The organism is Acinetobacter sp. YH16052 (assembly GCF_013417155.1).
In the GTDB taxonomy this organism is placed as follows: Bacteria; Pseudomonadota; Gammaproteobacteria; order Pseudomonadales; family Moraxellaceae; genus Acinetobacter.
Genome location: NZ_VPEO01000004.1, coordinates 106,717 through 132,168 on the forward strand (window position 1 = coordinate 106,717; position 25,452 = coordinate 132,168).

At 43.4% G+C, this 25,452-nt stretch carries 23 protein-coding genes and 1 pseudogene; 13 read left to right on the top strand and 11 right to left on the bottom strand.

Annotation, left to right across the window (positions count from 1 at the left end):
- Positions 1 to 41: 41 nt before the first annotated feature.
- Together prpF and FTV42_RS04255 are read left to right on the top strand one after the other, a co-directional pair.
- Positions 42 to 1,232, top strand: a complete 1,191-nt coding sequence (gene prpF, locus FTV42_RS04250) for a 2-methylaconitate cis-trans isomerase PrpF (RefSeq protein WP_180037625.1) — start codon at positions 42 to 44, stop codon at positions 1,230 to 1,232.
- A gap of 224 nt (positions 1,233 to 1,456) precedes the next feature.
- A complete protein-coding gene (locus FTV42_RS04255; RefSeq protein ID WP_180037627.1) occupies positions 1,457 to 2,365 on the top strand; it encodes a farnesyl diphosphate synthase in 909 nt (302 codons plus the stop codon).
- An 83-nt stretch (positions 2,366 to 2,448) separates the two neighbouring features.
- On the opposite strand, the gene putP is transcribed toward FTV42_RS04255, so the two are convergent.
- The 5 genes from putP to FTV42_RS04280 form a co-directional block, all read right to left on the bottom strand.
- The gene (gene putP, locus FTV42_RS04260) at positions 2,449 to 3,939 is read right to left on the bottom strand and encodes a sodium/proline symporter PutP (protein ID WP_180037629.1); all 1,491 of its coding nucleotides are present in this window, start codon (positions 3,937 to 3,939) and stop codon (positions 2,449 to 2,451) included.
- A gap of 213 nt (positions 3,940 to 4,152) precedes the next feature.
- Positions 4,153 to 5,007, bottom strand: coding sequence for an SPFH domain-containing protein (locus FTV42_RS04265; protein WP_004279377.1), 855 nt, complete (start codon positions 5,005 to 5,007; stop codon positions 4,153 to 4,155).
- Positions 5,008 to 5,019: 12 nt separating this feature from the next.
- Positions 5,020 to 5,493: an NfeD family protein gene (locus FTV42_RS04270; RefSeq protein ID WP_005104688.1), complete on the bottom strand. Its 474-nt coding sequence runs from the start codon at positions 5,491 to 5,493 to the stop codon at positions 5,020 to 5,022.
- Between the two features lie 102 nt (positions 5,494 to 5,595).
- Complete coding sequence (locus tag FTV42_RS04275) at positions 5,596 to 6,513, bottom strand: patatin-like phospholipase family protein (RefSeq protein WP_005267139.1); 918 nt, start codon at positions 6,511 to 6,513, stop codon at positions 5,596 to 5,598.
- A 63-nt stretch (positions 6,514 to 6,576) separates the two neighbouring features.
- The gene (locus tag FTV42_RS04280; protein ID WP_005267136.1) at positions 6,577 to 7,206 is read right to left on the bottom strand and encodes a 1-acyl-sn-glycerol-3-phosphate acyltransferase; all 630 of its coding nucleotides are present in this window, start codon (positions 7,204 to 7,206) and stop codon (positions 6,577 to 6,579) included.
- 137 nt (positions 7,207 to 7,343) lie between these two features.
- On the opposite strand from FTV42_RS04280, the gene FTV42_RS04285 reads away from it, so the two are divergent.
- The 3 genes from FTV42_RS04285 (at position 7,344) to FTV42_RS04295 (ending at position 10,716) form a co-directional block, all read left to right on the top strand.
- Positions 7,344 to 8,582, top strand: a complete 1,239-nt coding sequence (locus tag FTV42_RS04285) for an MFS transporter (protein ID WP_180037632.1) — start codon at positions 7,344 to 7,346, stop codon at positions 8,580 to 8,582.
- 136 nt (positions 8,583 to 8,718) lie between these two features.
- Entirely contained in the window at positions 8,719 to 9,867 is a 1,149-nt protein-coding gene (locus FTV42_RS04290) for a porin (protein WP_180037634.1), read from the top strand.
- Between the two features lie 147 nt (positions 9,868 to 10,014).
- Positions 10,015 to 10,716 carry an HAD family hydrolase gene (locus FTV42_RS04295; protein ID WP_180037636.1) on the top strand — a complete coding sequence of 234 codons (702 nt, stop codon included), beginning with the start codon at positions 10,015 to 10,017 and terminating at the stop codon, positions 10,714 to 10,716.
- Here the strand turns inward: FTV42_RS04295 and FTV42_RS04300 are convergent.
- Positions 10,713 to 11,390 carry a DUF421 domain-containing protein gene (locus tag FTV42_RS04300; protein ID WP_004279384.1) on the bottom strand — a complete coding sequence of 226 codons (678 nt, stop codon included), beginning with the start codon at positions 11,388 to 11,390 and terminating at the stop codon, positions 10,713 to 10,715. The two genes, FTV42_RS04295 and FTV42_RS04300, sit on opposite strands and share 4 nt — an antisense overlap.
- Before the next feature lie 483 nt (positions 11,391 to 11,873).
- Here FTV42_RS04300 and FTV42_RS04305 point away from each other — a divergent pair, with 483 nt between their 5' ends.
- From FTV42_RS04305 to FTV42_RS04315, 4 genes are all read left to right on the top strand, one after another.
- Positions 11,874 to 12,560, top strand: coding sequence for a carbonic anhydrase (locus FTV42_RS04305; protein WP_180037723.1), 687 nt, complete (start codon positions 11,874 to 11,876; stop codon positions 12,558 to 12,560).
- The gene (locus FTV42_RS17385) at positions 12,538 to 12,714 is read left to right on the top strand and encodes a hypothetical protein (protein WP_191113056.1); all 177 of its coding nucleotides are present in this window, start codon (positions 12,538 to 12,540) and stop codon (positions 12,712 to 12,714) included. The genes FTV42_RS04305 and FTV42_RS17385 overlap by 23 nt, the downstream gene beginning before the upstream one ends.
- On the top strand, positions 12,704 to 13,747 hold the full coding sequence (locus tag FTV42_RS04310) for a molecular chaperone DnaJ (protein ID WP_180037638.1): 1,044 nt from the start codon (positions 12,704 to 12,706) through the stop codon (positions 13,745 to 13,747). The genes FTV42_RS17385 and FTV42_RS04310 overlap by 11 nt, the downstream gene beginning before the upstream one ends.
- Positions 13,748 to 14,018: 271 nt before the next feature.
- Positions 14,019 to 14,390: an endonuclease domain-containing protein gene (locus FTV42_RS04315; RefSeq protein WP_180037640.1), complete on the top strand. Its 372-nt coding sequence runs from the start codon at positions 14,019 to 14,021 to the stop codon at positions 14,388 to 14,390.
- A gap of 187 nt (positions 14,391 to 14,577) precedes the next feature.
- Here the strand turns inward: FTV42_RS04315 and FTV42_RS04320 are convergent, their stop codons facing one another.
- From FTV42_RS04320 to FTV42_RS04330, 3 genes are read right to left on the bottom strand one after another with little or no spacing between them, the layout of a single operon-like run.
- Positions 14,578 to 15,576 carry a hypothetical protein gene (locus FTV42_RS04320; protein ID WP_180037642.1) on the bottom strand — a complete coding sequence of 333 codons (999 nt, stop codon included), beginning with the start codon at positions 15,574 to 15,576 and terminating at the stop codon, positions 14,578 to 14,580.
- Entirely contained in the window at positions 15,561 to 15,737 is a 177-nt protein-coding gene (locus FTV42_RS04325) for a hypothetical protein (RefSeq protein WP_180037644.1), read from the bottom strand. Before FTV42_RS04325 ends, FTV42_RS04320 begins: the two co-directional genes overlap by 16 nt.
- A gap of 60 nt (positions 15,738 to 15,797) precedes the next feature.
- Positions 15,798 to 18,692 (bottom strand): valine--tRNA ligase, encoded by a 2,895-nt coding sequence (locus tag FTV42_RS04330; RefSeq protein ID WP_180037646.1) that lies wholly within the window; start codon positions 18,690 to 18,692, stop codon positions 15,798 to 15,800.
- 175 nt (positions 18,693 to 18,867) lie between these two features.
- Between FTV42_RS04330 and FTV42_RS04335 the strand changes: the two genes are divergently transcribed.
- From FTV42_RS04335 to FTV42_RS04345, 3 genes are all read left to right on the top strand, one after another.
- Positions 18,868 to 19,539 carry a hypothetical protein gene (locus tag FTV42_RS04335; RefSeq protein ID WP_071850574.1) on the top strand — a complete coding sequence of 224 codons (672 nt, stop codon included), beginning with the start codon at positions 18,868 to 18,870 and terminating at the stop codon, positions 19,537 to 19,539.
- A 20-nt stretch (positions 19,540 to 19,559) separates the two neighbouring features.
- Complete coding sequence (locus FTV42_RS04340; RefSeq protein ID WP_044112854.1) at positions 19,560 to 20,366, top strand: SDR family oxidoreductase; 807 nt, start codon at positions 19,560 to 19,562, stop codon at positions 20,364 to 20,366.
- Positions 20,367 to 20,589: 223 nt separating this feature from the next.
- Positions 20,590 to 21,864: a glutaminase gene (locus FTV42_RS04345; protein ID WP_044112855.1), complete on the top strand. Its 1,275-nt coding sequence runs from the start codon at positions 20,590 to 20,592 to the stop codon at positions 21,862 to 21,864.
- Positions 21,865 to 21,985: 121 nt separating this feature from the next.
- Here FTV42_RS04345 and dhaK read toward each other — a convergent pair whose 3' ends face one another.
- Positions 21,986 to 23,716, bottom strand: coding sequence for a dihydroxyacetone kinase subunit DhaK (gene dhaK / locus FTV42_RS04350; protein ID WP_044112856.1), 1,731 nt, complete (start codon positions 23,714 to 23,716; stop codon positions 21,986 to 21,988).
- A gap of 305 nt (positions 23,717 to 24,021) precedes the next feature.
- Here dhaK and FTV42_RS04355 point away from each other — a divergent pair.
- Positions 24,022 to 24,276: pseudogene (locus FTV42_RS04355) on the top strand (endonuclease domain-containing protein); the annotation flags it as partial.
- Between the two features lie 93 nt (positions 24,277 to 24,369).
- Here the strand turns inward: FTV42_RS04355 and FTV42_RS04360 are convergent.
- Positions 24,370 to 25,200 (bottom strand): TIGR02391 family protein, encoded by an 831-nt coding sequence (locus tag FTV42_RS04360; protein ID WP_180037648.1) that lies wholly within the window; start codon positions 25,198 to 25,200, stop codon positions 24,370 to 24,372.
- Between the last annotated feature and the right edge of the window lie 252 nt (positions 25,201 to 25,452).

Sequence of the window (25,452 nt, forward strand, 5' to 3'; positions counted from 1 at the left end):
CCTGTACGAAAACAAAGACAAGTTAAAGGATGAAATAATTCATGAGTTTTGCCGCCCAAATCAAGATTCCTGCAACCTATATGCGTGGAGGCACCAGTAAAGGTGTTTTCTTTAAGCTAGATGACCTACCTGCGCAAGCACAACAGCCTGGCCGGATTTGTGATCAGCTTTTGCTGCGCGTGATTGGTAGCCCAGATCCATACGGGAAACAGATCGATGGTATGGGGGGTGCCAGTTCCAGCACCAGTAAAACGGTGATCCTGTCAAAAAGCCAACACGCTGATCATGATGTCGATTATTTATTTGGTCAGGTGTCGATTGACCGTCCTTTTGTGGACTGGAGTGGCAACTGTGGCAATCTGACCGCGGCAGTAGGTGCATTTGCCATTTCCAATGGTCTGGTCGATGCCGAACGTATTCCTGAAAATGGGTTGTGCACAGTACGCATCTGGCAGGCCAATATTCAGAAAACCATTATTGCACATGTGCCGATGCAGAATGGACAGGTGCAGGAGCTGGGTGATTTCGAACTGGATGGCGTAACCTTTCCTGCGGCCGAAGTGCAGATCGAGTTTCTGGATCCAGCCGATGACGATGCTGAAGGCGGTTCGATGTTTCCAACAGGCAATCTGGTCGATACATTGGAAGTTCCCAATATTGGCAGCTTTGAAGTAACCATGATTAATGCCGGCATTCCAACCGTCTTTTTGAATGCGAGAGATCTCGGTTATAAGGGTACCGAGCTTCAGGATCATATCAATAATGACGTGGCAGCCCTGACAAAATTTGAGACAATTCGTGCCTATGCTGCGAAGCAGATGGGACTGATTCAGGATATTGCCGAAGCCGTAACCCGACAACACACTCCAAAAATTGCCTTTGTTGCACCACCGAGTAGCTATACCTCTTCAAGTGGCAAGACCGTCACTGAATCGGATACCGATATTCTGGTTCGTGCCTTGTCTATGGGTAAATTACATCATGCCATGATGGGTACCGCTGCTGTCGCAATTGGTACAGCGGCTGCCATTCCCGGAACCTTGGTAAATCGGGTTGCAGGTGGAGTAGAGCGTGAAGCGGTACGTTTTGGGCATCCTTCCGGGACTTTGAGAGTCGGTGCACAAGCAAGTTTTGAAAATGGTGAGTGGAAAGTGAAGAAAGCGATAATGAGCCGTAGTGCCCGCGTGTTGATGGAAGGCTGGGTGCGCGTACCAGAAGATGTTCTCGTTTAAATGCCGTGCATACATTTAGCCTAAAAAAACCACCGATTCTACGGTGGTTTTTTTATTGTTTAAAATCTCTGCCTTGCTTATTTGATGTTGAATAGCAAATTTCAGCAGAACAATTCAATTTATGGCTGAAAATTCAAGGCATTTCTAGGTACAATGCCTGATCAACGTACAGGCATTTATTCGCTTGTCATTTTATTTTTCTGGACTACGTATTCGAGGCGAATGTGTCATCTATCACTGACGTATCAACCCATGCACTCACTCAAGCACAACACCGCATTCAACAGGATTTATTGACCGCTCTGGAAGCCTTTGCTATTCCAGAACCGTTAAGGTCGGCAGTCCATCATGCTGTGATGCTGGGTGGCAAGCGGGTACGTCCAGCGCTATGCTATGCCACCGCTGCATTAAAGCCTAACCAGAATAGTGCCGCAGTGCGCCGTGCAGCGGTTGCGATCGAGTTTATTCACTGCTATTCATTGGCTCATGATGATCTGCCATGTATGGACAATGATTTGCTGCGCCGTGGCCAGCCGACATGTCATGTGGCTTATGGAGAAGATACCGCGCTTTTGGCAGGTGATATCCTGCAATCGATGGCTTTTGAAATTTTGGGTAGCCGTCTGTTTGATCAGGGGCCAGCGGTAGAAGCTTCCATTGTACTGAAGCAGATGCAGATTCTGGCAACCGCTTCTTCGAAAATGGTGAATGGTCAGGTTTTAGATTTACAGTCTGAAGGCAAAAAAATCGATCAGCAGGCACTGGAAACCATCCATCGCAATAAAACCGGTGCTTTGATTAGTGCCGCGATCATGATGGCGGCGGTGACAATCTTTGAAGGTACCGATCTGGCCATTCCTAAATTACGTGAGTTTGGACAGGCGATTGGTCTGGCCTTCCAGGTACAGGATGATATTCTGGACATTATCTCCGATACCCAAGTGTTGGGGAAAACAGCCGGCAAGGATGAACAGGTAGAGAAATCGACCTATCCGGCATTAATGGGTCTGGAGCAGGCCAAGGCCTATGCCCAGCAATTACATGATCAGGCGATCAATGCCTTGAACCATTTTGAAGGTCAGGCGGAAGAGTTGAGGCAAATTACCCAGTTCCTGCTCACGCGCAAAAGCTGATTGAAAAATTATTTTTCTAAAAAATTTTAAAGGAACCGCATAAAAAAAGAGGACTTGAAGTCCTCTTTTTAGTTGATACAGAATTATTTGCTTTCGTTATACAGGCGTTCAGCTTCTTCAAAGCGATCGGTAATTTCTGCTGTTGGTGCTTTACCCATCAGGCTCACCACCACAATCGCCAGCATTGAACAGATAAAACCAGGAACGATTTCATACAGGCCAGTGTCAGCAAACAGGTTCTTCCAGAAAATAACTACGACTGCACCCACGATCATACCGGCCAGAGCACCATTCAAGGTCATGCGTTTCCAGAACAGTGACAGGATAATCAGCGGACCAAAGGCGGCACCAAAACCTGCCCAGGCATAGGCCACTAGACCAAGTACTTTGGATTCAGGATTGCCCGCCATCCAGATTGCCAGCAAGGCAATCAGTAGCAACATCAAACGGCCAACCCAGACCAGTTCTTTTTGTGAGGCATTTTTACGCAGGAAAGATTTATAGAAGTCTTCCGTTAGAGTACTTGAGCAGACCAATAGCTGACAGCTTAAAGTACTCATTACTGCCGCCAGAATGGCAGCCAATACCACACCGGCAATCCATGGATTGAACAAAATCTTGGTCAGTTCCATAAATACCGTTTCAGGATTGGCATTCACTACGCTTGCCAGTTCTGGATGCTGCTGGAAATAAGCAATACCAAAGAAGCCAGCTGCGACTGCACCGCCCAGACATAGAATCATCCAGGTCATGCCAATACGGCGTGCATTTGGAATCGACTTGACCGAATCGGCTGCCATGAAGCGCACCAAAATATGCGGCTGGCCAAAGTAACCCAGACCCCAGGCGAGCAGAGAAATAATCGCAACAAAGCTCAGATCACCCAGAATATTCATTGCTTGAGGACGAGCAGCTTCCAGTGCCAAAGTTACCTGAGACATATCTGAAAATGCCATCAACGTCACGATTGGTGTCAGCAACAAGGCAAAGATCATCAGACCCGCCTGAATGGTATCGGTCCAGCTGACTGCCAGGAAGCCTCCAATAAATACATAGCTGATGGTGGCAATGGCACTGATCCAGAGTGCGGTACTGTAAGACATGTCGAACATGCTTTCAAACAGGCGTGCACCTGCGACCATGCCGGAAGCACAGTAAATCGCAAAGAAAATCAGAATCACGAAAGCCGAAACAATACGCAGGATTTTCTTCTGGTCGTTAAAACGATTCGAGAAATAATCCGGCAGGGTCAGGGCATTGTGCTGAACTTCGGTATGCACCCGCAGACGGCCAGCAACCAGCAACCAGTTGAGCCAGGCACCAATAATCAGACCGATGGCAATCCACATTTCAGACAGGCCGGAAAGATAAATCGCACCGGGCAGACCCATCAGGAGCCAGCCACTCATGTCGGAAGCCCCTGCAGAAAGTGCAGTTACGAAACTCCCTAAACGTCGGCCCCCTAAGATGTAATCGGAAAAGTTGCTTGTCGCGCGATAAGCCATCAGGCCAATCACCACCATTGCGACAATATAGAAAAGAAAAGTAATTAAGGTTGGATTTAGGGAGCTCATACGGTATCCATTTTTAAGTTGGACAGTAGATCGAAACAAGGAATAAGATAGTTGCGAAAAGCTTTAATCCGAAAGCCAGGCAACATCAAATCCAGTAGATTTCAAAAATAAACGCGAAATTTAACCATAAATTCACATTTTTTGCTGAGATTTTCTTGCGCGAATAAAAATAGGCAACCCTCGGGCTGCCTATGTATAAAGTCAAAAGATAAATTAGTTAGGGCGACCCATGACACCGCGGATCGTATTTAACACATCGGCTGGAAGGACCACGGTCTTGGCATTTGGCGACTTGGCCATATCCTGCATGGCTTTAATATACTGTTCACCCAGTAAATAGGCGACCGGAATTTCATTATCACCAATGGCAGAAGTCACCATGTCAATTGCACGTTGTGAAGACTCAGCCAGAACCACTTGCGCTTCGGCATCACGACGTGAGGCTTCCAGACGGCCATCCGCTTCCAGAATCGCGGCCTGTTTTTCACCGTCCGCTTTGGTGACGGTCGCACGACGCTGACGTTCAGCTGCTGCCTGTTCTTCCATTGCAGTCTGCATGGTAATTGATGGCTTAATATCCTGAATTTCTACAGTTTTTAAGGTAATACCCCAGTCCGAGATATCATCGGAAATACTAGATTTTAAGCGTGCCTTAATATGATCACGCGAAGATAAAGCATCATCCAGATCCATTTCCCCGACAATCGAACGCAGTGAGGTTTGCACCAGGTTCTGAATCGCCCAGGAATAGTTTTCAATCCCGTACACGGCTTTTTCTGGTGTGGTCAGATTAATATAAGCCACGGCATTCATCAGCAGGACCGCATTATCACGGGTAATCACTTCCTGTGAGGGAATATCCAGAACGATATCTTTGGTTGTGACTTTATAGGCGACTTCATCCACATAAGGAATGACAAAATTCAGACCCGGATTTAGCGTGGTGTGGTATTTACCCAGACGCTGTACGATCCATTTGTAGCCTTGCGGCACAATCCGCACACCTTTAAAAATGGTAATCGCAACAAAGGCCAGAAACGCGATAACAATGATAGAACCACCAGACATAGCTTATTCACCTTATTGATTTTGATAATTCGTGCTGTGGGGTTGTACGACCAGATCATTACCCAGAATATCCACGACGCGAACGCGATCTCCGACTTGAACTGGGTCCAGAGTTCGGCATTCCCATTCATCCGAACCTAAAACTGGCATCGGAAAGCGCACCCGGATTTGCCCATGATCCAGATTAGTCTGAATCACCATGCCCACCTGACCAATGGTCGCTTCACGCGATAGACCGGCTTTGGTCTTGTCAATCGAAAGTGGCTTGATAAACTTAAACCAGAGCAGCGTACACAGAACAGAAAGTACGATCCAGGTCAGGAGCTGGGTCGTCAGTCCCATCATCGGGAACATCCAGTACAGGACGCCAACCATGATGGCACCGATCCCGAACCAGAGGGCAGCAAATGCGGGCAGTAGTAATTCCGACAGAATCAGAAGAATGCCTAATACAAACCAGTGCCAAGGTTCAAGAACTAATTCCATATCGTGACCTATATCGCTAAGTATTTAATTAATCATCATCTTTATATGATTGATCTTCAATGTAGCAGATGCGGCTGCAGATGAATATAAAAACTTCATGGATCAAAATTTTGCCTGACGTGGCGGTTTAAATGCCGCTGGCGACTGCTTAAAGTTGCTAATGGCTTTTTCAATAGTACGGATTTTCAGCTGAGCGGCCTTTTCACCTTCCAGAATGGTGGCATTGCTGGCTTTCAGGTCCAAAGTACCGATATGACCGACTTTGGGCTGAATCACCACAGTGGCCTGACTCAACTCTTCATTAATGCTTTGCTGTCCCATAATATTTAGGGTCTGATCCAGTACGCCCCACATATTCAAGGCTTTATTACCATCCGGACGGGCAGAAATATCCACGGCAATGACAATGTCTGCTCCCATATCTTTGGCGGTCTTGACCGGAATTGGGCTAATCAGACCGCCATCGACATATTTGATGCCGCCAATCACGGCAGGCACAAATACATTCGGAATACTACAGGAAGCACGAACCGCCTGTCCGGCATTGCCTTTAATAAAGTCAGCTTTACGCCCATTGTCCAGGCGAGTGGCAACTGCAGCAAAACGAATTGGGAATTGTTCAATCGGTTTGTTCGCCACATTTTTATTGACGAAATTCTGCAATTTTTGTCCGGCAATAATCCCTTGTCGGTTCAAGGTTAAATCGCGGATATCGGATTCTTTAAAATTCAGGGCAATCTGCTGTAACTGATAAGGGGATTTGCCGCTGGCATACAGGCTGCCGACAAAACTGCCGGCACTGGTGCCGGTGACAATCTTCGGTTTGATGCCGTGTGATTCGAGCACTTTAATGACGCCAATATGGGCAAAACCTTTGGCACCGCCACCACCGAGGGCAATGGCGACGACAGGTTCACGGGCTTTTAATGGCGTGGCAGGCGTAGGTGTTTTAGTAGCTTTGTCACAGGCTGCAAGACTGAAACCAAGGCAGCCAATTAAGGCATAACGGGCTAATTTCATTATAAAAACTGGTGATTAAATCAACAAAATTCAGGCTATCACATCAAAAAAAGCCGTATTTGCCTAGTCTTTTTTCAAAAGCTTTTGTAACGGCTTGGCCACCCAGTCTGGATTTTTGGCCGAGAATTTACCTTGATAATGCTGATAAATCTGTTCCAGGTCGTATTCATAATCACCGGTCAGATGGTACACGCCCAGGATATGAATAGTCTTGATATCATAATCAAAGGAAAACATCACAATCGGCAAATGGGCTGCCTTGGCAATATGATAAAAACCGCTGCGAATTTTATCCGGTGCCTTACGTGAACCTTCCGGTGCCATACCGACCCAGATCTGCTGCGATTTTTCAATGATGTCTACAATCTGTCGGGTATGTCCTTGTGGACTATCTCGGACGACAGGAACCACACCAATCCATTCCAGCACCGGTTTTAGCGGTGTACGAAACAGGCTGTCTTTACCAAAAATCGTAATCTGAATACCGAGACCAAGCAGGGCATTGAAACCTAGCCAGGCATCAATATTGGAGGTATGGGGAGAGATAATCGCCACAGCTTTGGGCAAATCGGGGAATTCTCCTTCCAGACGCCAGCCCTGAGCCAAGAAAAGCTGCCTGAAAAAAGTTCGGCTCAGTTTGCTGCCGCGGGCTGGCACATGCGGCGGGAGTTGGGGGAAACGTATTTGGGCCATTGCTTTTGTCTCGTCCTGAAACTAATTTTTCTTTATTTTTTATTATATTAGACTGTTGTAAAATCTGGATCATTGGCAAAATGTATAGCATCTTAAATGCTGGTGATGCCTTTTCACCTTAAGGACTTGGCCTAAATATGCGGAATATCTATATTTTACTGTTTTCGCTGTATTGGGCACAGGGGCTTCCGGTCGGATTTATGACGCATGCCTTGCCGGTCATTCTGCGGGCTGAAGGGGTATCGCTGGCGCATATCGGGGGCTTTGGCCTGTTAATGCTGCCTTGGTCGATTAAAATATTCTGGGCACCTTGGGTCGATCGACATGGATCAATCGCCAAAGGTCATTACCGTAGCTGGATTATTCCCCTGCAATGGCTGTCAGTTGCTGTATTGATTGGGCTCTCATTTCTACCGATTCAGGCCTTGAATCAGCCGCTGTATTTACTGCTGTTTTTTATCACGCTGTTGCTGATGAATGGCATTGGCGCGACACAGGATATTGCGACCGATGCACTGGCGGTCAATATTCTGAATCATGAGCAACAGCATTGGGGTAATACCTTTCAGGTCATCGGTTCACGACTGGGATTTATTGTCGGAGGTGGGGCCATATTATGGTTGCTAGATCTACTGCAATGGCAAGCCACCTTTTTATTATTGGCGGCTCTGGTCTTTCTTAATACTTTACCCATTTTATTATTTAAAGAACCGGATCATCTAAAAACCACCACGCAAACTTCTGAACAACCAGCACTCAGTAATATTAAAACCTATTTTCAATACTTCTGGTCGGATTCAACCTTGGCTGTCTGGTTACTGGTTTTATTGACCTTTAAAATCGCCGATGGTTTATCCGGGCCTTTATTAAAACCTTTAATGGTAGATCTCGGACTGAGCTTTAGCCAGATTGGTCTTTATGTCACCATGCTGGGAGCATTGACTGCCTTGATTGGAGCCGGACTGGCGGGCTGGTGTCTGAAGTACTGGTCTCGCAGCTCGAGTTTGATTATTTTCTCAATTCTAAAAATATTGAGCTTAATGGCTTATGCCTGGCTCGCTACGCAGTATGAAGCTCAAAACAAAGTAGAAAATTGGATCATTTATCTGATCAATGCGGCCGAAGACATGGTCTCAGCCATGCTTTTGGTGGTCATGTTGACCTTGGTCATGCAATACAGCCGTAAGCATCTGGCAGGGACAGATTTTACCTTTCAGGTTGCTCTGATGGCCACGGTGAGTGGGGGACTTTATAGTCTGAGTGGCATTTTTGGAGATGCTTTAGGCTATCAAAATTATCTGAATCTGATCGTGATCGTGGCAATTTTCAGTCTAATTCCAATTTTCCGATGGATGAAAGTAGCAGAAAAAGTATAAAATTTCTAAATAATCAACTGTTTGGTTAAATGTTAGCCTAAAGTACTAAATAGAATATATAAATATTAATTTAATAATTTTGTAATATAAGCGCCGTGTGTATTATTTGTTACAAAATAAATTAAGGATTTTTTTGATGAAAACTAAGTTAGCGACAGCAATTGCATTCAGCCTTTTGGCGGGGACAACTTTTGCAGCACCAACTTTTTATGGTGAGATTGATGCCACAGTTGATTATTTACCTGAAGACAATGCTTCACCTGTGTCTGATCGCGATGTTATTGAACTGAATACTAATAATTCATTCTTGGGTTTAAAAGGTGAGGAGAAACTTACTGACCGTTTAAGTGGGCTTTATCAAGCTGAATTTACCTTCTATGTAGACAATGGTGGAAGTACAGATACATTTGTACCGCGTAATCTTTTAGTCGGTCTTAAAGATGAAAAGTTAGGTACAGTAAAACTAGGTAAAATCGATACGCCTGTAAAACAGCTTTCTTCAGTAGTTGATACTTTCAATAACTATGTTGCAAATAAAGCGGATATGGCAGGTATCTTTACCGGTGAAAACCGTATCGATAATGTTGTCGTCTATGAAGCTCCTGGCTTTGCAGTCGGTGAAGGTAAACTAAAAGCAACTGCACTATTAGCTACGGGTGAAGCTGGTGGTATTAGCTCGTCTAAAGGCGGTTCTAAAGTTGCAGGTCGTGGCTTGGGTGATGCATGGTCAGCATCTGTAGTATATGACAGCAAAGCAGTTGTTTTAGGTCTTGGTTACGATAAAGCAATTCCATCAAATTTTGCTGGTCGCGGTATTTTGAATGCATCTGCTCCAGAAGTAACAGGTGGAGCCGCAGGTAGTGTATTTGCTGCTGCAAATACGATCCGTGCGATTGGCCGAGTAAATTTAGATAATGGTTTAGCACTTAAGGCACTCTATCAAGTTTCAGAAGTCGAAGAGACAGCAAATGCTGACAATGACACTTCAGTAACTTGGCTTGAATCAATCAGAGCTATTGATGATCAACAAGCTTGGTTAATTGGAGCTGAATACAATTTGCCAACAGCAAAAGCATGGACAGTAAAAGGTCAATATAGTCAAAGCACAACTCAATTTACTACTGCCAAAGCTGATTATGAAGCTCAACAAATTCTAGTTGGTGCAGACTATGCATTCAGCAAGCAGGTGAAAGCATATGGTTATGCGGGCTACCTAATGTTAGAACAAGGTTCAAATGAAACGGATCAGCCAGTCGTAGGTACAGGTGTTGAATACAAATTCTAATTTAGATTTTGTACTCTAAGAAAAAGCGATGCTTTAGCATCGCTTTTTTTATGCTTAAAACAACAAAACTTAGCAATTTTATGTCTGATCTAACAAGTTTCGGACTGTTAACATGATTGAAAGTTTCAGCACTTCGTTTTAAAAATTATGCCTATTCAAGCTGTTTTATTTGACCTCGACAATACCTTGACCCATCGTGATCTGACGACACAAGCCTATAGCCGTTATCTGGCAGAATATTATGCGCCAGCATTGAAACAGGTCGAGTCTGACAAAATTATCGAGATTGTAAGACGCATCGATAATGGCGGTTATCCTAAAAAGGAATTGCTGACGCATGGCAGTATCGGAGCTTCGGCTGCCTATGCATTGTTACAGGAACTAAGCTGGTTAAATCCTCCGAGTATAGATGAACTAGCCCAATTCTGGTTTAGCCAGTTTGGCCGTTTCGCCGTAGAAATGCCGGCAGCAGAGCAAGTATTAACAAAGCTAAAAAATGAAGGTTATCAGCTAGCCATTGTTTCCAATGGCGGACATGACACCCGTTTAAATACGATTCGGGGTTTGGGTATTGAACCTTATTTTGATGAGATCATCAGTTCGGGGTTGGTGGGTTTTAACAAACCACAGCCGGAAATATTCCAGATCACGGCAGAGCGTCTAGGCGTGCAGCCTGCACAGTGCCTGTATATTGGCGACCATCCCATTAATGATGTACAAGGAGCTACAGAGGCCGGAATGCATGCATTATGGATGCAAGGCTTTCATGCCGATGCCGAACATATCCGATATAAAATTCAGCAACTGCCGGAAATTTTTGCGCATTTGCAGTTACTGAATCAGACTTAAGTTATTCTTAAACAGTCAATCGTTTCGGCCCATTGCGAAGAATCACAGCGCGGACATTGCTGGTTGGCATGTGAAAGGGTTTGTACCTGTCCACAGTAAATGCAGGCATATAATTGCCCAGCCTTGACCTGTTGGACTATAGAACAGGTTTTAGGGAAAAGTGGCAGCCCAGGCCGAACCTCATCCGATTTGAAGAACAGGATACTGAACTTACCGTCAGTTTCCAGTAAACCGGTGCGTACCTGACCCAGATGCTCTACGCCTTGCTGGCGCATTTCGGCAAAGAATTCATCATGTGACATCTTACCTTTTTTAATTTCTTCAACGACCAGCACGCCATCTTCTACGATATAAATCGGTTTACCTTCCAGTAGGTCTTCAAACCACTGATATTTCATCATGAGCCAGGTGGTCAGGCGGTACATGATAATAATCACCGACATCACCAGAACTGCCTGAATCAGGGGAATATCTTCAGTAAACATCGGGTCGCCGGCAATCGAACCCAAGCTCAAAATGATAGCGACTTCGAAGATAGAAAGTTGACGTACCCCACGTTTTCCGGTCAGACGCAAAAACAGGATAATCATCGTGTACATCAGGGCACAACGCAGCAAAATTTCTGCGGTAAACTCCCAGGTGGTGTCATTTATAAATATGGTCGCCCAGTCCATTTAAATTCTTTATCCTCATTTTTCTCTTTGGCTTGAGTCTAGCAATATCAGTATTTTATTTGCTGCTGTGTTTATGTAAGTTTATGAATAAAGGTAGATTCTATTTAAAAAAGAAGCTTGAACTTAAAAATCTAGCTATTTGATCTATTGAAAATAAGATAGAGATTTCATGTAAATAATGCATAAAAAATCAGCAGATTAAATTTGAAGAAGATCACATTCTCTACTGTCTATTTTTAAATATATAAAAGTATTATCCATTTGAAATTTATCAATATATATTCTGAATAATGTGTTTTGAATAATTAGGAGTGTTTAGAAATTTGTAAGCAAATCACTTCATCTTTATAAAAATCTGTAGTTTGTGGCCTGAAAAATAGAGTGATTACACTACTTTAATAAACTGTTTTTAAATTAGAAATTGTGATTTTGACTTCCAACAAGGGATGTATTGTGAAAAGAATATTCACGCTTTTAACGGTTATGGGTTTAAGTACAGCGGTCTGGGCAGATGCGGATTGGGATTATACTCAGCCTGAGCAATGGTCGACTTTGAGCCAGAAATATTCGGCCTGTAATGGTCTGAACCAGTCACCAATCAATATTGAACGAACAGTGAAAGCAGAACTGGAACCGCTCAAGTTCAGCTATAACACCATGATTCATGCGATCGAAAATAAAGGTCATACCGTTCAGGTGGATTTTGCGCAAGGTGGTGAATTGCAGCTGGATGGCGATACCTTTGTACTGAAGCAGTTTCATTTGCATAGTCCGAGTGAAAACCTGATTAAAGGCAAAAGCTATCCACTGGAAATCCATTTTGTCCATGCCAATGCCAAAGGTGAGCTGGCTGTCGTGGGGATGATGTTCGAGCAGGGTGCAGAAAGCCAGATGCTCAAACGCATGTGGAACCGTTTACCGAAAAAGCAGGGCGAGAAAGTGGTTTTGAAAACGCCACAACCTGTGAATGCAATGTTGCCTAAGAATCTGGATTATTACCGTTTTAGCGGTTCGCTGACCACACCGCCGTGTTCGGAAGGGGTGCGCTGGCTGATTCTGAAAGATATTCAACAGGCTTCTGCCAAGCAGATTTCGGAATTTGCCAAATTGATGGGGCATCCGAACAACCGCCCGGTGCAGTCATTGAATGGCCGAGTGGTTCTGGAATAATCAATATGAGAGCGAAAAAGCAGACTTTGGTCTGCTTTTTTTAATTCTGATACAAATTTCGAAAGGGCACACTGAAAAGGACTTTGTGACGAAAGCTGAAAGATTTAATATGGATATTATTTCTTCTTTGACCTTCTCCTGCCATGCTCTTTGACTTGAAAACTATGATTCAGCCATTCACAGCCCTTTCGCCACAGCAGAAGAAGCTGGATCATCTGATTAATAAAATCGAGCAACAGAAACAGGAATTACAACAATGGCAACAGGCTGAAGAAGAGCTGCAGCAATATACGCATAAAACCTTCATGCCGGTCTACCATGAATTGCATGGCGTACTGTTCAAGCAGCTGGAACAGCTCTGGAAGCACATGCAGGAAACTACATTTTCCAAAGCAGAACTGGTGGTGCTGGATGAAAAGATTCAGTACCTTGCAAATTATCTAAAAGACTCTCAGGCAATGTCTGCGCAACAAGCCCATAAAGTGAATGAAATCTTCACTTACTATCAGCAACGTGCCGAGCATGCCCAATTCAGAAAAAGCCAAAAGAAAATAAATGAACTGGAAACATTTTTTAAGAATGAGCATCCCTCAGATCTTGCAGATGCAGAAGTATTTGAAGAATCGGAATCAGATCATTTTCAGCAGGCACGTGAGCAAGCCAGATTAAAACGCCAGCAGGAAAAACAGGAGCAGGCAGCAGCGATGGCAGAGCAGTCATTGAAAACTGTATATTTAAAAATTGCTGCCATCATTCACCCTGACCGTGAAGTGAATGATGTCAAAAAAATCAAGAAGACTGAATTATTGCAACGTGCCAATGAGGCGTATGCAGAGCAGGACCTGTTTACGTTACTGAGAATGCAACTACAGATTGAGCAAGATCAGGATGTTTCACAAAAAGGTTTAAGCGCAGAGCAACTCAAGTTTTATCAACTGGCTTTGGATGCACAGAGCCAGAAATTACAAGATCAGATCGATACATTGATCCATAGATTGGTCTGGTCATCGAAAACCAGAATTGCAGTGAAAAAAGCGAAAGGGAAAGTTCAAATTGCTGACCTGTATAAGCAGATTGATGAAGATACTTCAGCCATCAAACAGCAGATTAAAGTAGAAAAAGAACGGTTGATGTATATTAAAAAGGTGAGCGGCCTAGAGATGTTTTTAAGGCATGGGATGCTTTAATCCCTTATTCGCATAATAACTATAGATGTAGTAATGAAAATTCTCTCTCCTTGTAGGAGATGAGCATCCTCAGAATATATTCTGAGTGCGCAAGGGTGAGGCTATTTTAAGATTCACCTCTCCCTAATCCTCTCCCAGAGGGAGAGGGAGTCGTAACTGATTAGATGCCATCAATTAATTTAATAATGAACGTTCCCTCTCCTTTTAGGAGAGGGCTAGGGAGAGGTTATAAAATTTGATAATCTAAAGAAAATAATAAAAACATAAGCCTATGAATAAAAAATTCGATCCCCAACTATTACAATTTGCCAAATCCATGCGCCACACCGCCACCGATGCTGAAAACTTGATGTGGCAACTGCTTCGTGCCAAACGTTTTATGAATCTGAAATTCCGTCGTCAGCACGTGATTGCACCATACATTTTGGATTTTTACTGTCATGAAATTGGTTTAGTCATTGAGCTGGATGGCAGTCAGCATGGAACAGATGATGCGATTGAATACGATGTTGAACGAACCAAGTTTTTAGAGGCTGTGGGTTTAACTGTTGTACGGTATTGGAATCATGATGTGTTGGGGCGGATGGATGTGGTCTTGGAAGATTTGTGGAAGGTGTGTACTGAGTTGAAAGAGAAGAAATAATGAAAGCTCCTTCTTCCTGTGGGAGAAGGCGGGGGATGAGGGTTTCTATAAAATTAAAAACACCTCTCCCTAACCCTCTCCTGAGAGGAGAGGGAATATTCATTACTAAATTCTTGCAAACATAAAATCAAATGACGCTCCCTCTCCCTATGGGATGAGAAGCACTGCTTCGCAAGGGGGGGGAGGGCTATTTAATAGGTGATGTATAACGTCTTAATACATAGCCTTCAACTTCGCTTTGATCTAAAGTAACTTTTACTTTTAACCAAGATTTATGAATATTTTTGTCAGGTATGACTGTCAGCAAAGTACCTGGTGGTAAGTTTTCAATAATTGAGCTTTTCTTTTTGGGCAATTCAAAAAAATCTAAAGTAGCTGTAATAACTCTTTTATTTGAAAGGAATGTATTTAGAGTTTCTTGGTTAGAAATGTCAGTTGATGTTTTAGTATCACACTTATCTTTTTCAGAATCATTTTTTATGGCTTCATCAGCTAGAGGTTTCAAAGCATATTCAAATACAAAAGCGATACTTAAGTCAAAAAGCGCATCAACTGGCCATTTTTTAAATATTGGACTTGAAGTAATACTTAGAAAAACCCAAAACAAAATATGGATAAGTGTTGAAGCATAATTTTTTTCTTCAGATGTATTAGGTGAGCTAACAGCTAAATCATCACTATTTTTGGAGTTCTGGTCACTAGATGATTCTAAATTTTGAATAATTAGTTGAGCAGAAAAGTAATCAATTAAATTTTGATTTAGAACGGAACTAATATTATTTTGTTGAGCTGCACGAAAAGCACTTAGAGTATCTCCAAGCCTTAATTGTGATTCCAAACTTTTACCAATAATTGATCCAAAGCTTTTCTGTTGAGCTGCACGAAAAGCGCTTAGAGTGTCTCCAAGCCTTAATTGTGATTCCAAACTTTTACCAATAACTGATCCAAAGCTTTTCTGTTGAGCTGCACGAAAAGCACTTAGAGTATCTCCAAGCCTTAATTGTGATTCCAAACTTTTACCAATAACTGATCCAAAGCTTTTCTGTTGAGCTGCACGAAAAGCACTTAGAGTACCTCCAAGCCTTAATTGTGATTCCAAACTTTTACCAATAACTGATCCAAAGCTTTTCTGTTGAGCTGCACGAAAAGCGCTTAGAGTGTCTCCAAGCCTTAATTGCGATTCCAAATTTTACCAATAATTGATCCAAAGCTTTTCTGTTGAGCTGCACGAAAAGCACTTAGAGTATCTCCTAACGCCATTGGTGTTTCTAAATTTTTATCTAACTCCGTCCTGTCGTTTGAACTATTTTCTTCATTTAAAGCATCATCATAAAATTTATTTGTCATTAAAAAATCCCCTCAATTATGAGGGGATTTTATCTTTATTTTTAATGATTTAGCAATAAGTTAAAGCGCCGCAATCTGCTCCATATTCGCTTTAATCTTCGCTAACTGATCAGCAAACTCAGCAAGTTTCACTTTCTCGCCTTCAACCACAGCAGCAGGTGCTTTCGCCACAAAACCTTCATTTGCAAGTTTAGTTGCAATTTGGTCATGTTGCTTTTGAACCTTGTCTAAGTCTTTTTGTAGACGACCCAGTTCCGCTTTAGGGTCAATTAAACCCTTCATTGGAACGAATACAGACACATGACCGACTACAGATGAAGACGACAATGGTGGTTGTTCGCCATCAGCCAAGAAGGTAATTCTCTCAACTTTTGCCAATGCTTTAAACAACGCTTCAATACGAGTGATCTGTGCTTTTTCAGCATCAGTGGTGTTTTGCAGAAGAACTGGTAATAAACGTGCATTACCTAAGCCCATCTCACCACGGATGTTACGTACCGCACCAATCAAACCTTGTAGCCATTGCATATCTGCTTCAGCTTGCTCATTAATGAGCGCTTGGTCAGCAACAGGGTACGGCGCCAACATAATAGTTTCGCCAGTGATGCCAAGTTTCGGCGCAAGTGTTTGCCAGATTTCTTCAGTCAAGTACGGCATTAACGGATGAGCCAAACGTAAAGATGCTTCCATTACTGCAAGAAGAACACGACGTACTTCAGCTTTACGCTCTTCAGACACATTTTCATCGTTCAGAACCGGTTTGGTTAATTCAACATACCAGTCACAGTATTCATTCCAGATGAACTCATAAATCGCTTGCGCAGCCAGATCTAAACGGTAGGTTGCAAATGCTGTTTGCACCGCTTGTTCCGCTTTTTGCAGACGGCTTACGATCCATTGTTCAGGCAATTCCCAAAGGTCTTGACGTGCTTCTGAACCAATAGTTTGACCTTCGACATTCATCATCACGAAACGTGTTGCGTTCCAGATTTTATTGGCAAAGTTACGGTAACCTTCAACACGTTTCATGTCGAACTTGATGTCACGACCAGTGTTGGCAAGCGCACAGAAGGTGAAACGAACCGCGTCTGTACCGTAAGATTGAATACCTTCAGGGAATTCTTTACGGGTTGATTTTTCAATCTTCGCTGCTTGTTTCGGGTTCATCAAACCTGTTGTACGTTTTTGTACTAAGGTTTCAAGATCCACACCATCAATCAAGTCTAATGGATCAAGTACGTTACCCTTAGATTTAGACATCTTCTGACCTTCGCCATCACGTACCAAACCGTGAACGTACACGGTTTTAAACGGCACTTGTGGCGTACCATCTTCATTCTTCATGAAGTGCATGGTCAGCATGATCATACGTGCCACCCAGAAGAAGATGATGTCAAAACCAGTGACAAGCACATCAGTCGGGTGGAAAGTATTTAAGAAATAGTTTTCTTTATCTTTCGCTTCATCGCCAGTCCAACCTAAGGTTGAGAATGTCCAAAGACCCGATGAGAACCATGTATCAAGTACGTCTTCATCTTGGTTGAGTTCAACATCAGCAGCGATATTGTTTTTCGCACGAACTTCAGCTTCGTTACGACCAACGTAAACATTGCCTTCTGCATCGTACCAAGCAGGGATACGGTGACCCCACCACAATTGACGAGAGATACACCAGTCTTGAATGTTGTTCATCCACGCCATGTACATGTTGCTGTATTGCTCAGGAACAAATTTGATGTCGCCATCTTTCACTGCTTTGATTGCAGGTTCAGCAAGCGGAGCGATCTTCACATACCATTGGTCTGTAAGAAGTGGCTCAACGATCACGCCTGAACGGTCACCGCGAGGTGGTTTCAATGTGTATGGTTGAATTTGATCTAACCAGCCTTCCGCTTCAGCTTGTTCAACTAACTTTTTACGTGCTTCAAAACGCTCTAAACCAATGTAGTCACTAGGCGCAGGAATGGTTTTAGAAATTTGCTCGCCCGCTTTTGCGATATATTCAAACTCAGCAAGAACTTCAGCGTTTTTGTTGAAGATGTTGATGATTGGCAATTCGCAACGTTTACCTACTTCATAGTCATTGAAGTCATGCGCAGGGGTGATTTTTACACAGCCTGTACCGAATTCTTTATCGACATATTCATCTTTAACGATAGGAACTGCACGACCGGTAATTGGCAGGATGATGTTTTTGCCTACAAGGTCCGCATAGCGTTCATCATCAAGCGCAACGGCTACGGCTGTATCACCTAATAATGTTTCAGGACGAGTGGTTGCAACCACGATGTAATCTTTACCATCGTGCGTGCGAAGTGACTTGTCTTCAAAGAAATATTTGAAGTGCCAGAGTGAACCGGCTTCTTCTTTATCAGACTCAACTTCTAAGTCAGACAGGGCAGTTTGCAGTTTTGGATCCCAGTTGACCAGACGTTTACCACGGTAAATCAGACCTTGTTCATGCAGTTTCACGAACACTTCTTTAACAGCATTTGATAAACCATCATCCATGGTGAAGCGTTCACGTGACCAGTCTACTGAAGAGCCCAAACGACGGATTTGACGTGTGATGGTGCCACCAGACTGTTCTTTCCATTCCCATACTTTTTCGATGAACTTTTCACGACCCAGGTCATGACGGCTCACGCCTTGTGCACCCAGTTGACGCTCTACCACCATTTGCGTGGCAATACCCGCGTGGTCAGTACCCGGTTGCCAAAGCGTATTTTTACCAGACATACGGTTGAAACGCGTCAAGGCATCCATGATGGCATTGTTGAAACCATGACCCATGTGCAGGCTACCAGTGACGTTTGGTGGCGGAATCATGATACAGAAAGATTCGCCTTTTTCAGACGGCTTAAAGTAACCACGCTCTTCCCAAGTTTGGTACCATTTTTTCTCGATCTCGGTCGGATCGTAGGTTGTCGCGATATTTTGCGCTGAGTCAGTCATAGTCTAAACAGATCAAAAGTGAATGAAAAATTGGATCTATTGTAGCAAAAAAAATAGTGCATGCGGCAGCTTAACCAAATGCAAACTTTAGCCAATTGGCATGTATAGCAACTCATCGTATGATAGAACGATAAAAAAACGCGACTCATCGCAGCATATCAAAAAGGATAATAAGATGAGCTATAGCATTTCCCTGAAGCTTCAGCCCGAAACCCATCAGCGCTTTAAAGACCTCCATTCCAGATTAAATGCGGGCGAGCGAGACAGTCTTGCCAGACCCTTAGGTGAAAATCTGGCCGATATGGCCTGTGAAATTATTGACCAGATTTTTGGTCAGGTGGTGCAGCTGGCCAAGTCACCGGACAGTGAGTCAGAAAAAGTGATTCAGCAGATTATGCATAACACCCGTAAATATATGCCGTGGTCGGTTTCGCTGTTTGGCAATGAGCGGCTGATGCCTATGGTGAACTATTTGCATCGTATGACCTATGAGCATCACGGCGATGCTTTTGTTCGATATCCGGTGGAAAAATTGCTGGTGATGGAGTTGCTCGGCTGTATTGACCAGATGAAAAATGGTAATCATCAATATGTATCACCCGCTTTAAAAGCCTTTACTCAGGTGGTCGATCAAGGGGTGACACATCTGATCCGTGAACCGAAAAAAATGTTGAAATTTAATGTGGTGGTCGATAAAACCTTGAATGGGGTGATTCATTTAACCACCCAGTTAGGCTATAAACGTTTTGACAAGCTCGGTAGCATCTATGATGCCGATACGATGAGTTATTATTTTGAGCATTTGCTGGCATTTCTGGAAGATGAAATGCAGCACCATATTCATTAAAACAAGGGAAAGAGGATTTCATGGCGAAAGTTGAAGACTTAAATGGAAAAGTGGTCTGGATTACCGGCGCATCTTCAGGGATTGGCAAGGCGATTGCACAGCAATGCGCTGCACTTGGGGCACAAGTGGTACTGACTGCACGCCGGCATGAAGAACTGGAAAATGTTCGCCACAGCCTTGCTCATCCGGATCAGCATATTTCTATTACGGCTGATATTACGGATGAAAGTCAGGTTCGTCATGCTTATGAACAGGTTTTGCAACAAAAAGGCCGGATTGACTGGCTGATTAATAATGCCGGTCTGAGTCAGCGCGCCCTGATTCGGGACACCACCATGCAGACTGAACGCGCCATTATGGAAGTCGATTATTTCTCGCAGGTGTTTCTCACCAAAATGGTATTGCCGACGTTTCTGAAACAAAAATCTGGTCGTATTGTATTTATTTCCAGTGTGGCAGGTTTGCTGGGCACGCAGTATCGCGCATCCTATTCCGCAGCCAAAGCAGCGATTCATATGTGGGCCAATAGTTTGCGTGCTGAAGTTGCTGATCGGGGCGTTCAAGTCTCGGTGATTTTCCCTGGCTTTGTTCAAACCAATGTGTCGTTTAATGCTTTAAATGGGGAAGGCAAACCGCAAGCTAAGCAGGATGAAGCGATTGAAAATGGGTTGTCAGCAGAGGATTTTGCCCGTCAAAGCGTACAAGCCTTGCAGTGTGGCGAAGAATATATTGTGATTGGTGGCAAGAAAGAAAAACTTGGCGTGCTGGTTTCGCGTATTTCACCCAAGGTGCTGTACAAAATGATTCGCAAGACCAAGGTAAAATAAATCACCCAGAGTAAAAAAGGGCAGGAGCGCCCTTTTTTATGTCTCTTAAAACATCAATAAAAATAACAAAACTTAAAAATGCCATTCATTTCTGGAGGATTGCCCGTACAGGGAATGCAGCCGATAACATTGATATGCAGAAAATTACCTTTTCACTCTGGTACTTAAGCCAAAAGCCGGTATGTTAATTAAAAATAATAGTGAATTGGAATAAGCTCATTCGATGAAAACCCCGGTGCCCGATTATCTCCAGCATGTATTAACGGTCTGTCATGATAATGATCAGGGCGCTTTGGCTGATTATATCCCTGAACTGGCAGCGGTAGATCCAAACAAGTTCGCTTTGGCGCTGACTACGGTGGATGGCACGATTTATTCCACGGGAGATGATGAAACCGAATTTACCATGCAGTCGATGTCCAAGCCTTTTGCCTATGCCTTGGCATTACAGCATTTGGGAATTCCAGCAGTACTGGAAAAGGTCGGCGTTGAACCTTCAGGAGAGGCTTTTAATCAGATTTCACTGGATAAAGAAACCAATCTTCCGAAAAATCCAATGATTAACTCGGGTGCGATCACCACGCATTCTTTGATTCCGGTACAAAAAGGCATTTCACGTGCGGAATGCTTGCGCCGTTTTTTAAGTGAGCTGGCAGGCCGTCAACTGGAATTCGACAAGCAGGTATATAAGTCGGAAGTCAAAACTGCATTCCGGAACCTATCGATTGGCTATATGCTGCGTACTGTAGGTGTGCTTGATTCGGATCCTGTGGAAATCGTCAATGGATACATCAAGCAATGTGCGATTAAAGTGACGGTCAAAGATCTGGCAAATATCTGTAGTGTGCTCGCCAATGGCGGTGTTCAGGCCAAAACGGGCAAACAGCTGCTAGAGCGTGATGTGGTGCGCCAAGTGCTCAGCGTGATGATGACCTGTGGCATGTATGATGCGGCGGGTGACTGGCTGACGACGGTGGGCATTCCTGCCAAAAGTGGTGTATCGGGCGGAATTATCGGGGTATTGCCTGGGCAGGTGGGAATTGTGGTTTTTTCTCCTAAAATTGATGAGCATGGGCATAGTGTACGTGGGGTAGATATTTTTGAGCGTTTGTCACGTGACATGGGCTTGCATCTGATGGAAGGGACGCCATCGGCACAGACCATTTTGCAAAGTCGTTATACTGTAGGTAAGAACAATGACATTGTCGTGTATGAGCTGCGCGGTGTATTGCAATTTACAGAATCCGAAATGTTGCTGCGAATTTTGCAGGATGAGCCAGACGCTCAAACACGTATAGTCATAGACCTGACCAATTTGACTTTGATTCATGATGTGGGTGCACGCATGTTATTTGAAGGTGTCAAACGTTTACAAGCGAATGGGCACAAAGTGGTGGTCATTGACTCAGAAGGCGTATTGGGTGAGGAACAGGTGAAAGGCAATAAGCGGGTAGTGGTGACAGAAGAGTTAGAGCGCTATTTAGAGAAGTTTAGTTAAGCCATACTTATAGGGATGAGTATGCCTTTCATTATTTGTGCTTTTAAACTTACTCAGTAGAAGAAATGAAATATAAAAAAGCCCCGAACAGTGTCGAGGCTCTTTTCAAATCTTGAAAAGTTTATTTAATATGCTCGGCAATGTCCGTAAAGATCACGCCTAAGCCATGTGCACCAGCATCTGGATAACCTAAGCTACGATCACCGACTGTACCGGCACGGCCCATACGCGCTACGATGTCTTTGGTAGATTCTGCACCTTTTACCGCAGCCTCTGCACCCAAGACAAAGTTTTCTTTAAACGTCTTGTCGGTATTGGCTGACCAAGAGTCTGCGCAAGGTACAAGTGCATCAATCAGGGTTTTGTCACCGACCACAGCACCACGACCAAATGAACGCTCACCAGTCACTTGAATACCTTTAACCGCAGCTTGCAGCATCTCGGCAAAATCTGCCACGCTTAGGGTTTGTTTCCCCTGAATGGCTTTGCTGGCTGAACGGAAAGCAGAACCCCAAATTGGCCCTGACGCACCGCCACAATGTTCCATAATAATCATGGAACTATTCAGCAGGAATTCATCCATGTGCTGCGCTTGAATCAGGCTTTGCCATTCGCGTTTCAGTTGTTTAAAGCCTTTGGCGACGCTCATACCAAAATCGCCGTCACCTGCATGGGCATCCAGCTCGCAGAATGGCACTTCGTTTTTGATGATGCAGGCCGCCATCACATCGACCACATAACGCATGTTTTCAATCGTGAATTGCTCGTTCTGAATTTCAGCATGTTCTGCTTGGGTTTCAACTTCGGTATTGGCGGTTTGTTTTGCTGCTGCATCTTGTGCTGCAAATTCAAATGGTAGTGCAGGTGAGCCATCAAGCTTTAAGGCAGGGGTATTGGCTTCCGCATCCAGATAGGTTTTCAGTTCATCATCCACAGCAAGTAATGAGACCGATGCACCATTCATGTCGATACTGGTCATGTAGTTGCCAACAAATGTACGGTAAATCTTGATGCCTTTGCGCGCCAAATGTTCGCACACATCGTTATTAAAGACATACAGCTCTTGCATTGGTGTTGAACCAAAGCCGTTCACTAGAACAGCAACTTCTTGCATGTCAGGACGATCGAGGAATAGGTCATCGACAATACGTTGTGCCAGCTCCTTGGATGGCAGGATTTTTTCACGACGAATGCCGGGTTCGCCGTGGATGCCGACGCCGTATTCCATTTCATCATTCGCCAAGGTGAAGGTGGGTGTGCCTTTGGCAGGAACGGTACACGAGCTATAGGCGAAACCAAGACTAATCACGTTATCCGCTGCTTTTTGAGCCACAACTTTGACTTCCGCAAGCTCTAAACCTTTTGACGCTGCTGCACCTGCAATTTTATGTACAAATACAGTACCCGCCACGCCACGACGGCCGACCGTGTAGAGGCTGTCCTTGACTGCAATATCATCTGCTACTTTTACATAATCGACTTTAATGCCATCTTCTATAGCTAAAGCTGCACCATTCTGGAAATTCATCATATCGCCAGAATAGTTTTTAATGATCATGAGCACGCCTTTGTCTGTTGCGACGTGTTGGAGTGCTTTATAGACCTGAATTTGCGAAGGTGAGGCAAAGACATCGCCACATACGGCAGCATCTAACATGCCTGCACCAACAAAGCCTGCATGTGCTGGTTCGTGACCGCTACCACCGCCACTGATCAGTGCAACATTGTTGTGTTTTTCTTTTCTTGAGATGATTTTATAAGATTCGTTAAAGCTCAGTTCAGGGTGTGCTAGTACAAAGCCTTTGCACATTTCGACAACCAGGTTTTCAGGGTTGTTGAGGAGTTTTTTCATGGAGGAGGGCCTTCACGTATTCTGGGAGATGTCTAAAGTCTTATTATTATGGAAATGTTTGAAATTTGCAGACTGAAAAGTGTAAAAAAACAGATGATTTTGGGGTGAGCGGTTAGAAAAGGGGCAGTTTCAGATTTTTTATTGGTTGTTAAATTTTACCTCTCCCTTGCGCAGCAGTGCTGCTCATGTCCTAAAAGGAGAGGGAATGTCTATTCATAAATTTATGTCAGCATTTAAATAGTAATGAATGCTCCCTCTCCCATTGGGAGAGGGTCGGGGTGAGGGATTTTGTAAAGTAAATATGAGGTTTGCAGTTCTATCGGCAAAAGCCAATTTTAAATTACATCGTGAATTTTTACTGTCCTGCTGTGAATTTGGTGATTGAGTGCGATGGCAGTCAACACTTTACAAATGAAGGCTTAGAAGCGGATCGGGTCCGAGATGAAGCCTTGGCTCAACTCGGATTGAAAGTGCTTAGGTTTGATAACGGGCAGGTGATCGAACAGTTGGATAATGTGGTAGAAGTGATTTATCAATTTATTCAACAAGAATCTCCCTAAATCTCTCTTTGAGAAAGAGGGACTTCATGCGAATTTTATGATGGTTTTGGATTCGTGCTGTTCCTCCCTTTTCAAAAGGGAGGTTAGGAGGGATTATATTTGCCCTTCATACATTTTTTTAGCTTCAATTACTTTGTCTAATTTTCTATAAATTAAAGATACTGTTGATAATATATCTAAGGCATCTTGTTCATCTATACTCCATGTAATTTTGGGAGCATGGGCTGTAGTATTTCTAAATGTTCCAAATATGCCTTTGAGTAAATGCATAAAACCATTCTGTTCACTCTGATAGCTCGGTGTGGTTAAATTATTTAAGGCTAAATAAGGCACTTTATTTTTATACGAAAAAGCTTGATCAACTAATTCAGCTCCATCAGAAGTTAGATTCGTTTTAAGTCTGATTTTCTCAGCAATACTTTTAGTAGCTTCAAATACTGCATGAAAATAGTTATCTACAAGTAATTCTGCTTTGCAGAAAGTAAGTACATCAGGATGAATTTTTCTATCTAATAATGATTTTCTTAAATTTTTTGCTCGTGCTTCAGCCTCACTGAAAGTTTGAACTTTTTCAGCGTACTTGATTTCTCCACTTTCTGTTAATTCAAAACCTTCGAAAGATAAAGCAAAATTTAAATCATTTCTTATATATTCAAACCACTCCTTCCTATTTATGTGTCTCGATGGGCGCATAACGTGCTTTATAAAAGCTAAAATATGATTTGAGCAACGGTCATTGTGTTGTTTGCTATTTAAAGCTTCGTATAGACGTTTCCATTTGGTGATATTCGGTTGAAGGTCAGGGATATGACATTCTGCTAGATATTTGCCTATCTCAGTTCCAGAAAGTCCATCATTCGTTTCACCGAGAATTTTACATATTGACTCTAAACTTCCTGAATCTAGAATTTTTATGATAGCCATTATTTAATGTTCAATTTTTAGTATTTATTCATTTTAAGTAATTGTTTTATTTATATCAATTAATCCCTCCCAATCTCCCTTTAAAAAGGGAGGAGTTGTCACGTAAATAATTTGATACGTGGAAGTCCCTCTTTAACCTAGCGACATATATGGCTCAGGATTTAGGGGGATTAAAAGATTAAAAACAAAAATCCCCTCGATTGAGGGGGATTTTTTATTCGATACGAATGGATTCTTCCCCCTTTGGAAAAG

Bases quoted from the DNA above. Each gene is read 5' to 3' on its own strand.
- prpF (WP_180037625.1), top strand. From the start codon at position 42: ATGAGTTTTGCCGCCCAAATCAAGATTCCTGCAACCTATATGCGTGGA.
- putP (WP_180037629.1), bottom strand. From the start codon at position 3,939: ATGAGCTCCCTAAATCCAACCTTAATTACTTTTCTTTTCTATATTGTC.
- FTV42_RS04265 (WP_004279377.1), bottom strand. From the start codon at position 5,007: ATGTCTGGTGGTTCTATCATTGTTATCGCGTTTCTGGCCTTTGTTGCG.
- FTV42_RS04270 (WP_005104688.1), bottom strand. From the start codon at position 5,493: ATGGAATTAGTTCTTGAACCTTGGCACTGGTTTGTATTAGGCATTCTT.
- FTV42_RS04275 (WP_005267139.1), bottom strand. From the start codon at position 6,513: ATGAAATTAGCCCGTTATGCCTTAATTGGCTGCCTTGGTTTCAGTCTT.
- FTV42_RS04280 (WP_005267136.1), bottom strand. From the start codon at position 7,206: ATGGCCCAAATACGTTTCCCCCAACTCCCGCCGCATGTGCCAGCCCGC.
- FTV42_RS04285 (WP_180037632.1), top strand. From the start codon at position 7,344: ATGCGGAATATCTATATTTTACTGTTTTCGCTGTATTGGGCACAGGGG.
- FTV42_RS04290 (WP_180037634.1), top strand. From the start codon at position 8,719: ATGAAAACTAAGTTAGCGACAGCAATTGCATTCAGCCTTTTGGCGGGG.
- FTV42_RS04295 (WP_180037636.1), top strand. From the start codon at position 10,015: ATGCCTATTCAAGCTGTTTTATTTGACCTCGACAATACCTTGACCCAT.
- FTV42_RS04300 (WP_004279384.1), bottom strand. From the start codon at position 11,390: ATGGACTGGGCGACCATATTTATAAATGACACCACCTGGGAGTTTACC.
- FTV42_RS04305 (WP_180037723.1), top strand. From the start codon at position 11,874: ATGGGTTTAAGTACAGCGGTCTGGGCAGATGCGGATTGGGATTATACT.
- FTV42_RS17385 (WP_191113056.1), top strand. From the start codon at position 12,538: ATGGCCGAGTGGTTCTGGAATAATCAATATGAGAGCGAAAAAGCAGAC.
- FTV42_RS04310 (WP_180037638.1), top strand. From the start codon at position 12,704: ATGCTCTTTGACTTGAAAACTATGATTCAGCCATTCACAGCCCTTTCG.
- FTV42_RS04315 (WP_180037640.1), top strand. From the start codon at position 14,019: ATGAATAAAAAATTCGATCCCCAACTATTACAATTTGCCAAATCCATG.
- FTV42_RS04325 (WP_180037644.1), bottom strand. From the start codon at position 15,737: ATGACAAATAAATTTTATGATGATGCTTTAAATGAAGAAAATAGTTCA.
- FTV42_RS04330 (WP_180037646.1), bottom strand. From the start codon at position 18,692: ATGACTGACTCAGCGCAAAATATCGCGACAACCTACGATCCGACCGAG.
- FTV42_RS04335 (WP_071850574.1), top strand. From the start codon at position 18,868: ATGAGCTATAGCATTTCCCTGAAGCTTCAGCCCGAAACCCATCAGCGC.
- FTV42_RS04340 (WP_044112854.1), top strand. From the start codon at position 19,560: ATGGCGAAAGTTGAAGACTTAAATGGAAAAGTGGTCTGGATTACCGGC.
- FTV42_RS04345 (WP_044112855.1), top strand. From the start codon at position 20,590: ATGAAAACCCCGGTGCCCGATTATCTCCAGCATGTATTAACGGTCTGT.
- dhaK (WP_044112856.1), bottom strand. From the start codon at position 23,716: ATGAAAAAACTCCTCAACAACCCTGAAAACCTGGTTGTCGAAATGTGC.
- FTV42_RS04360 (WP_180037648.1), bottom strand. From the start codon at position 25,200: ATGGCTATCATAAAAATTCTAGATTCAGGAAGTTTAGAGTCAATATGT.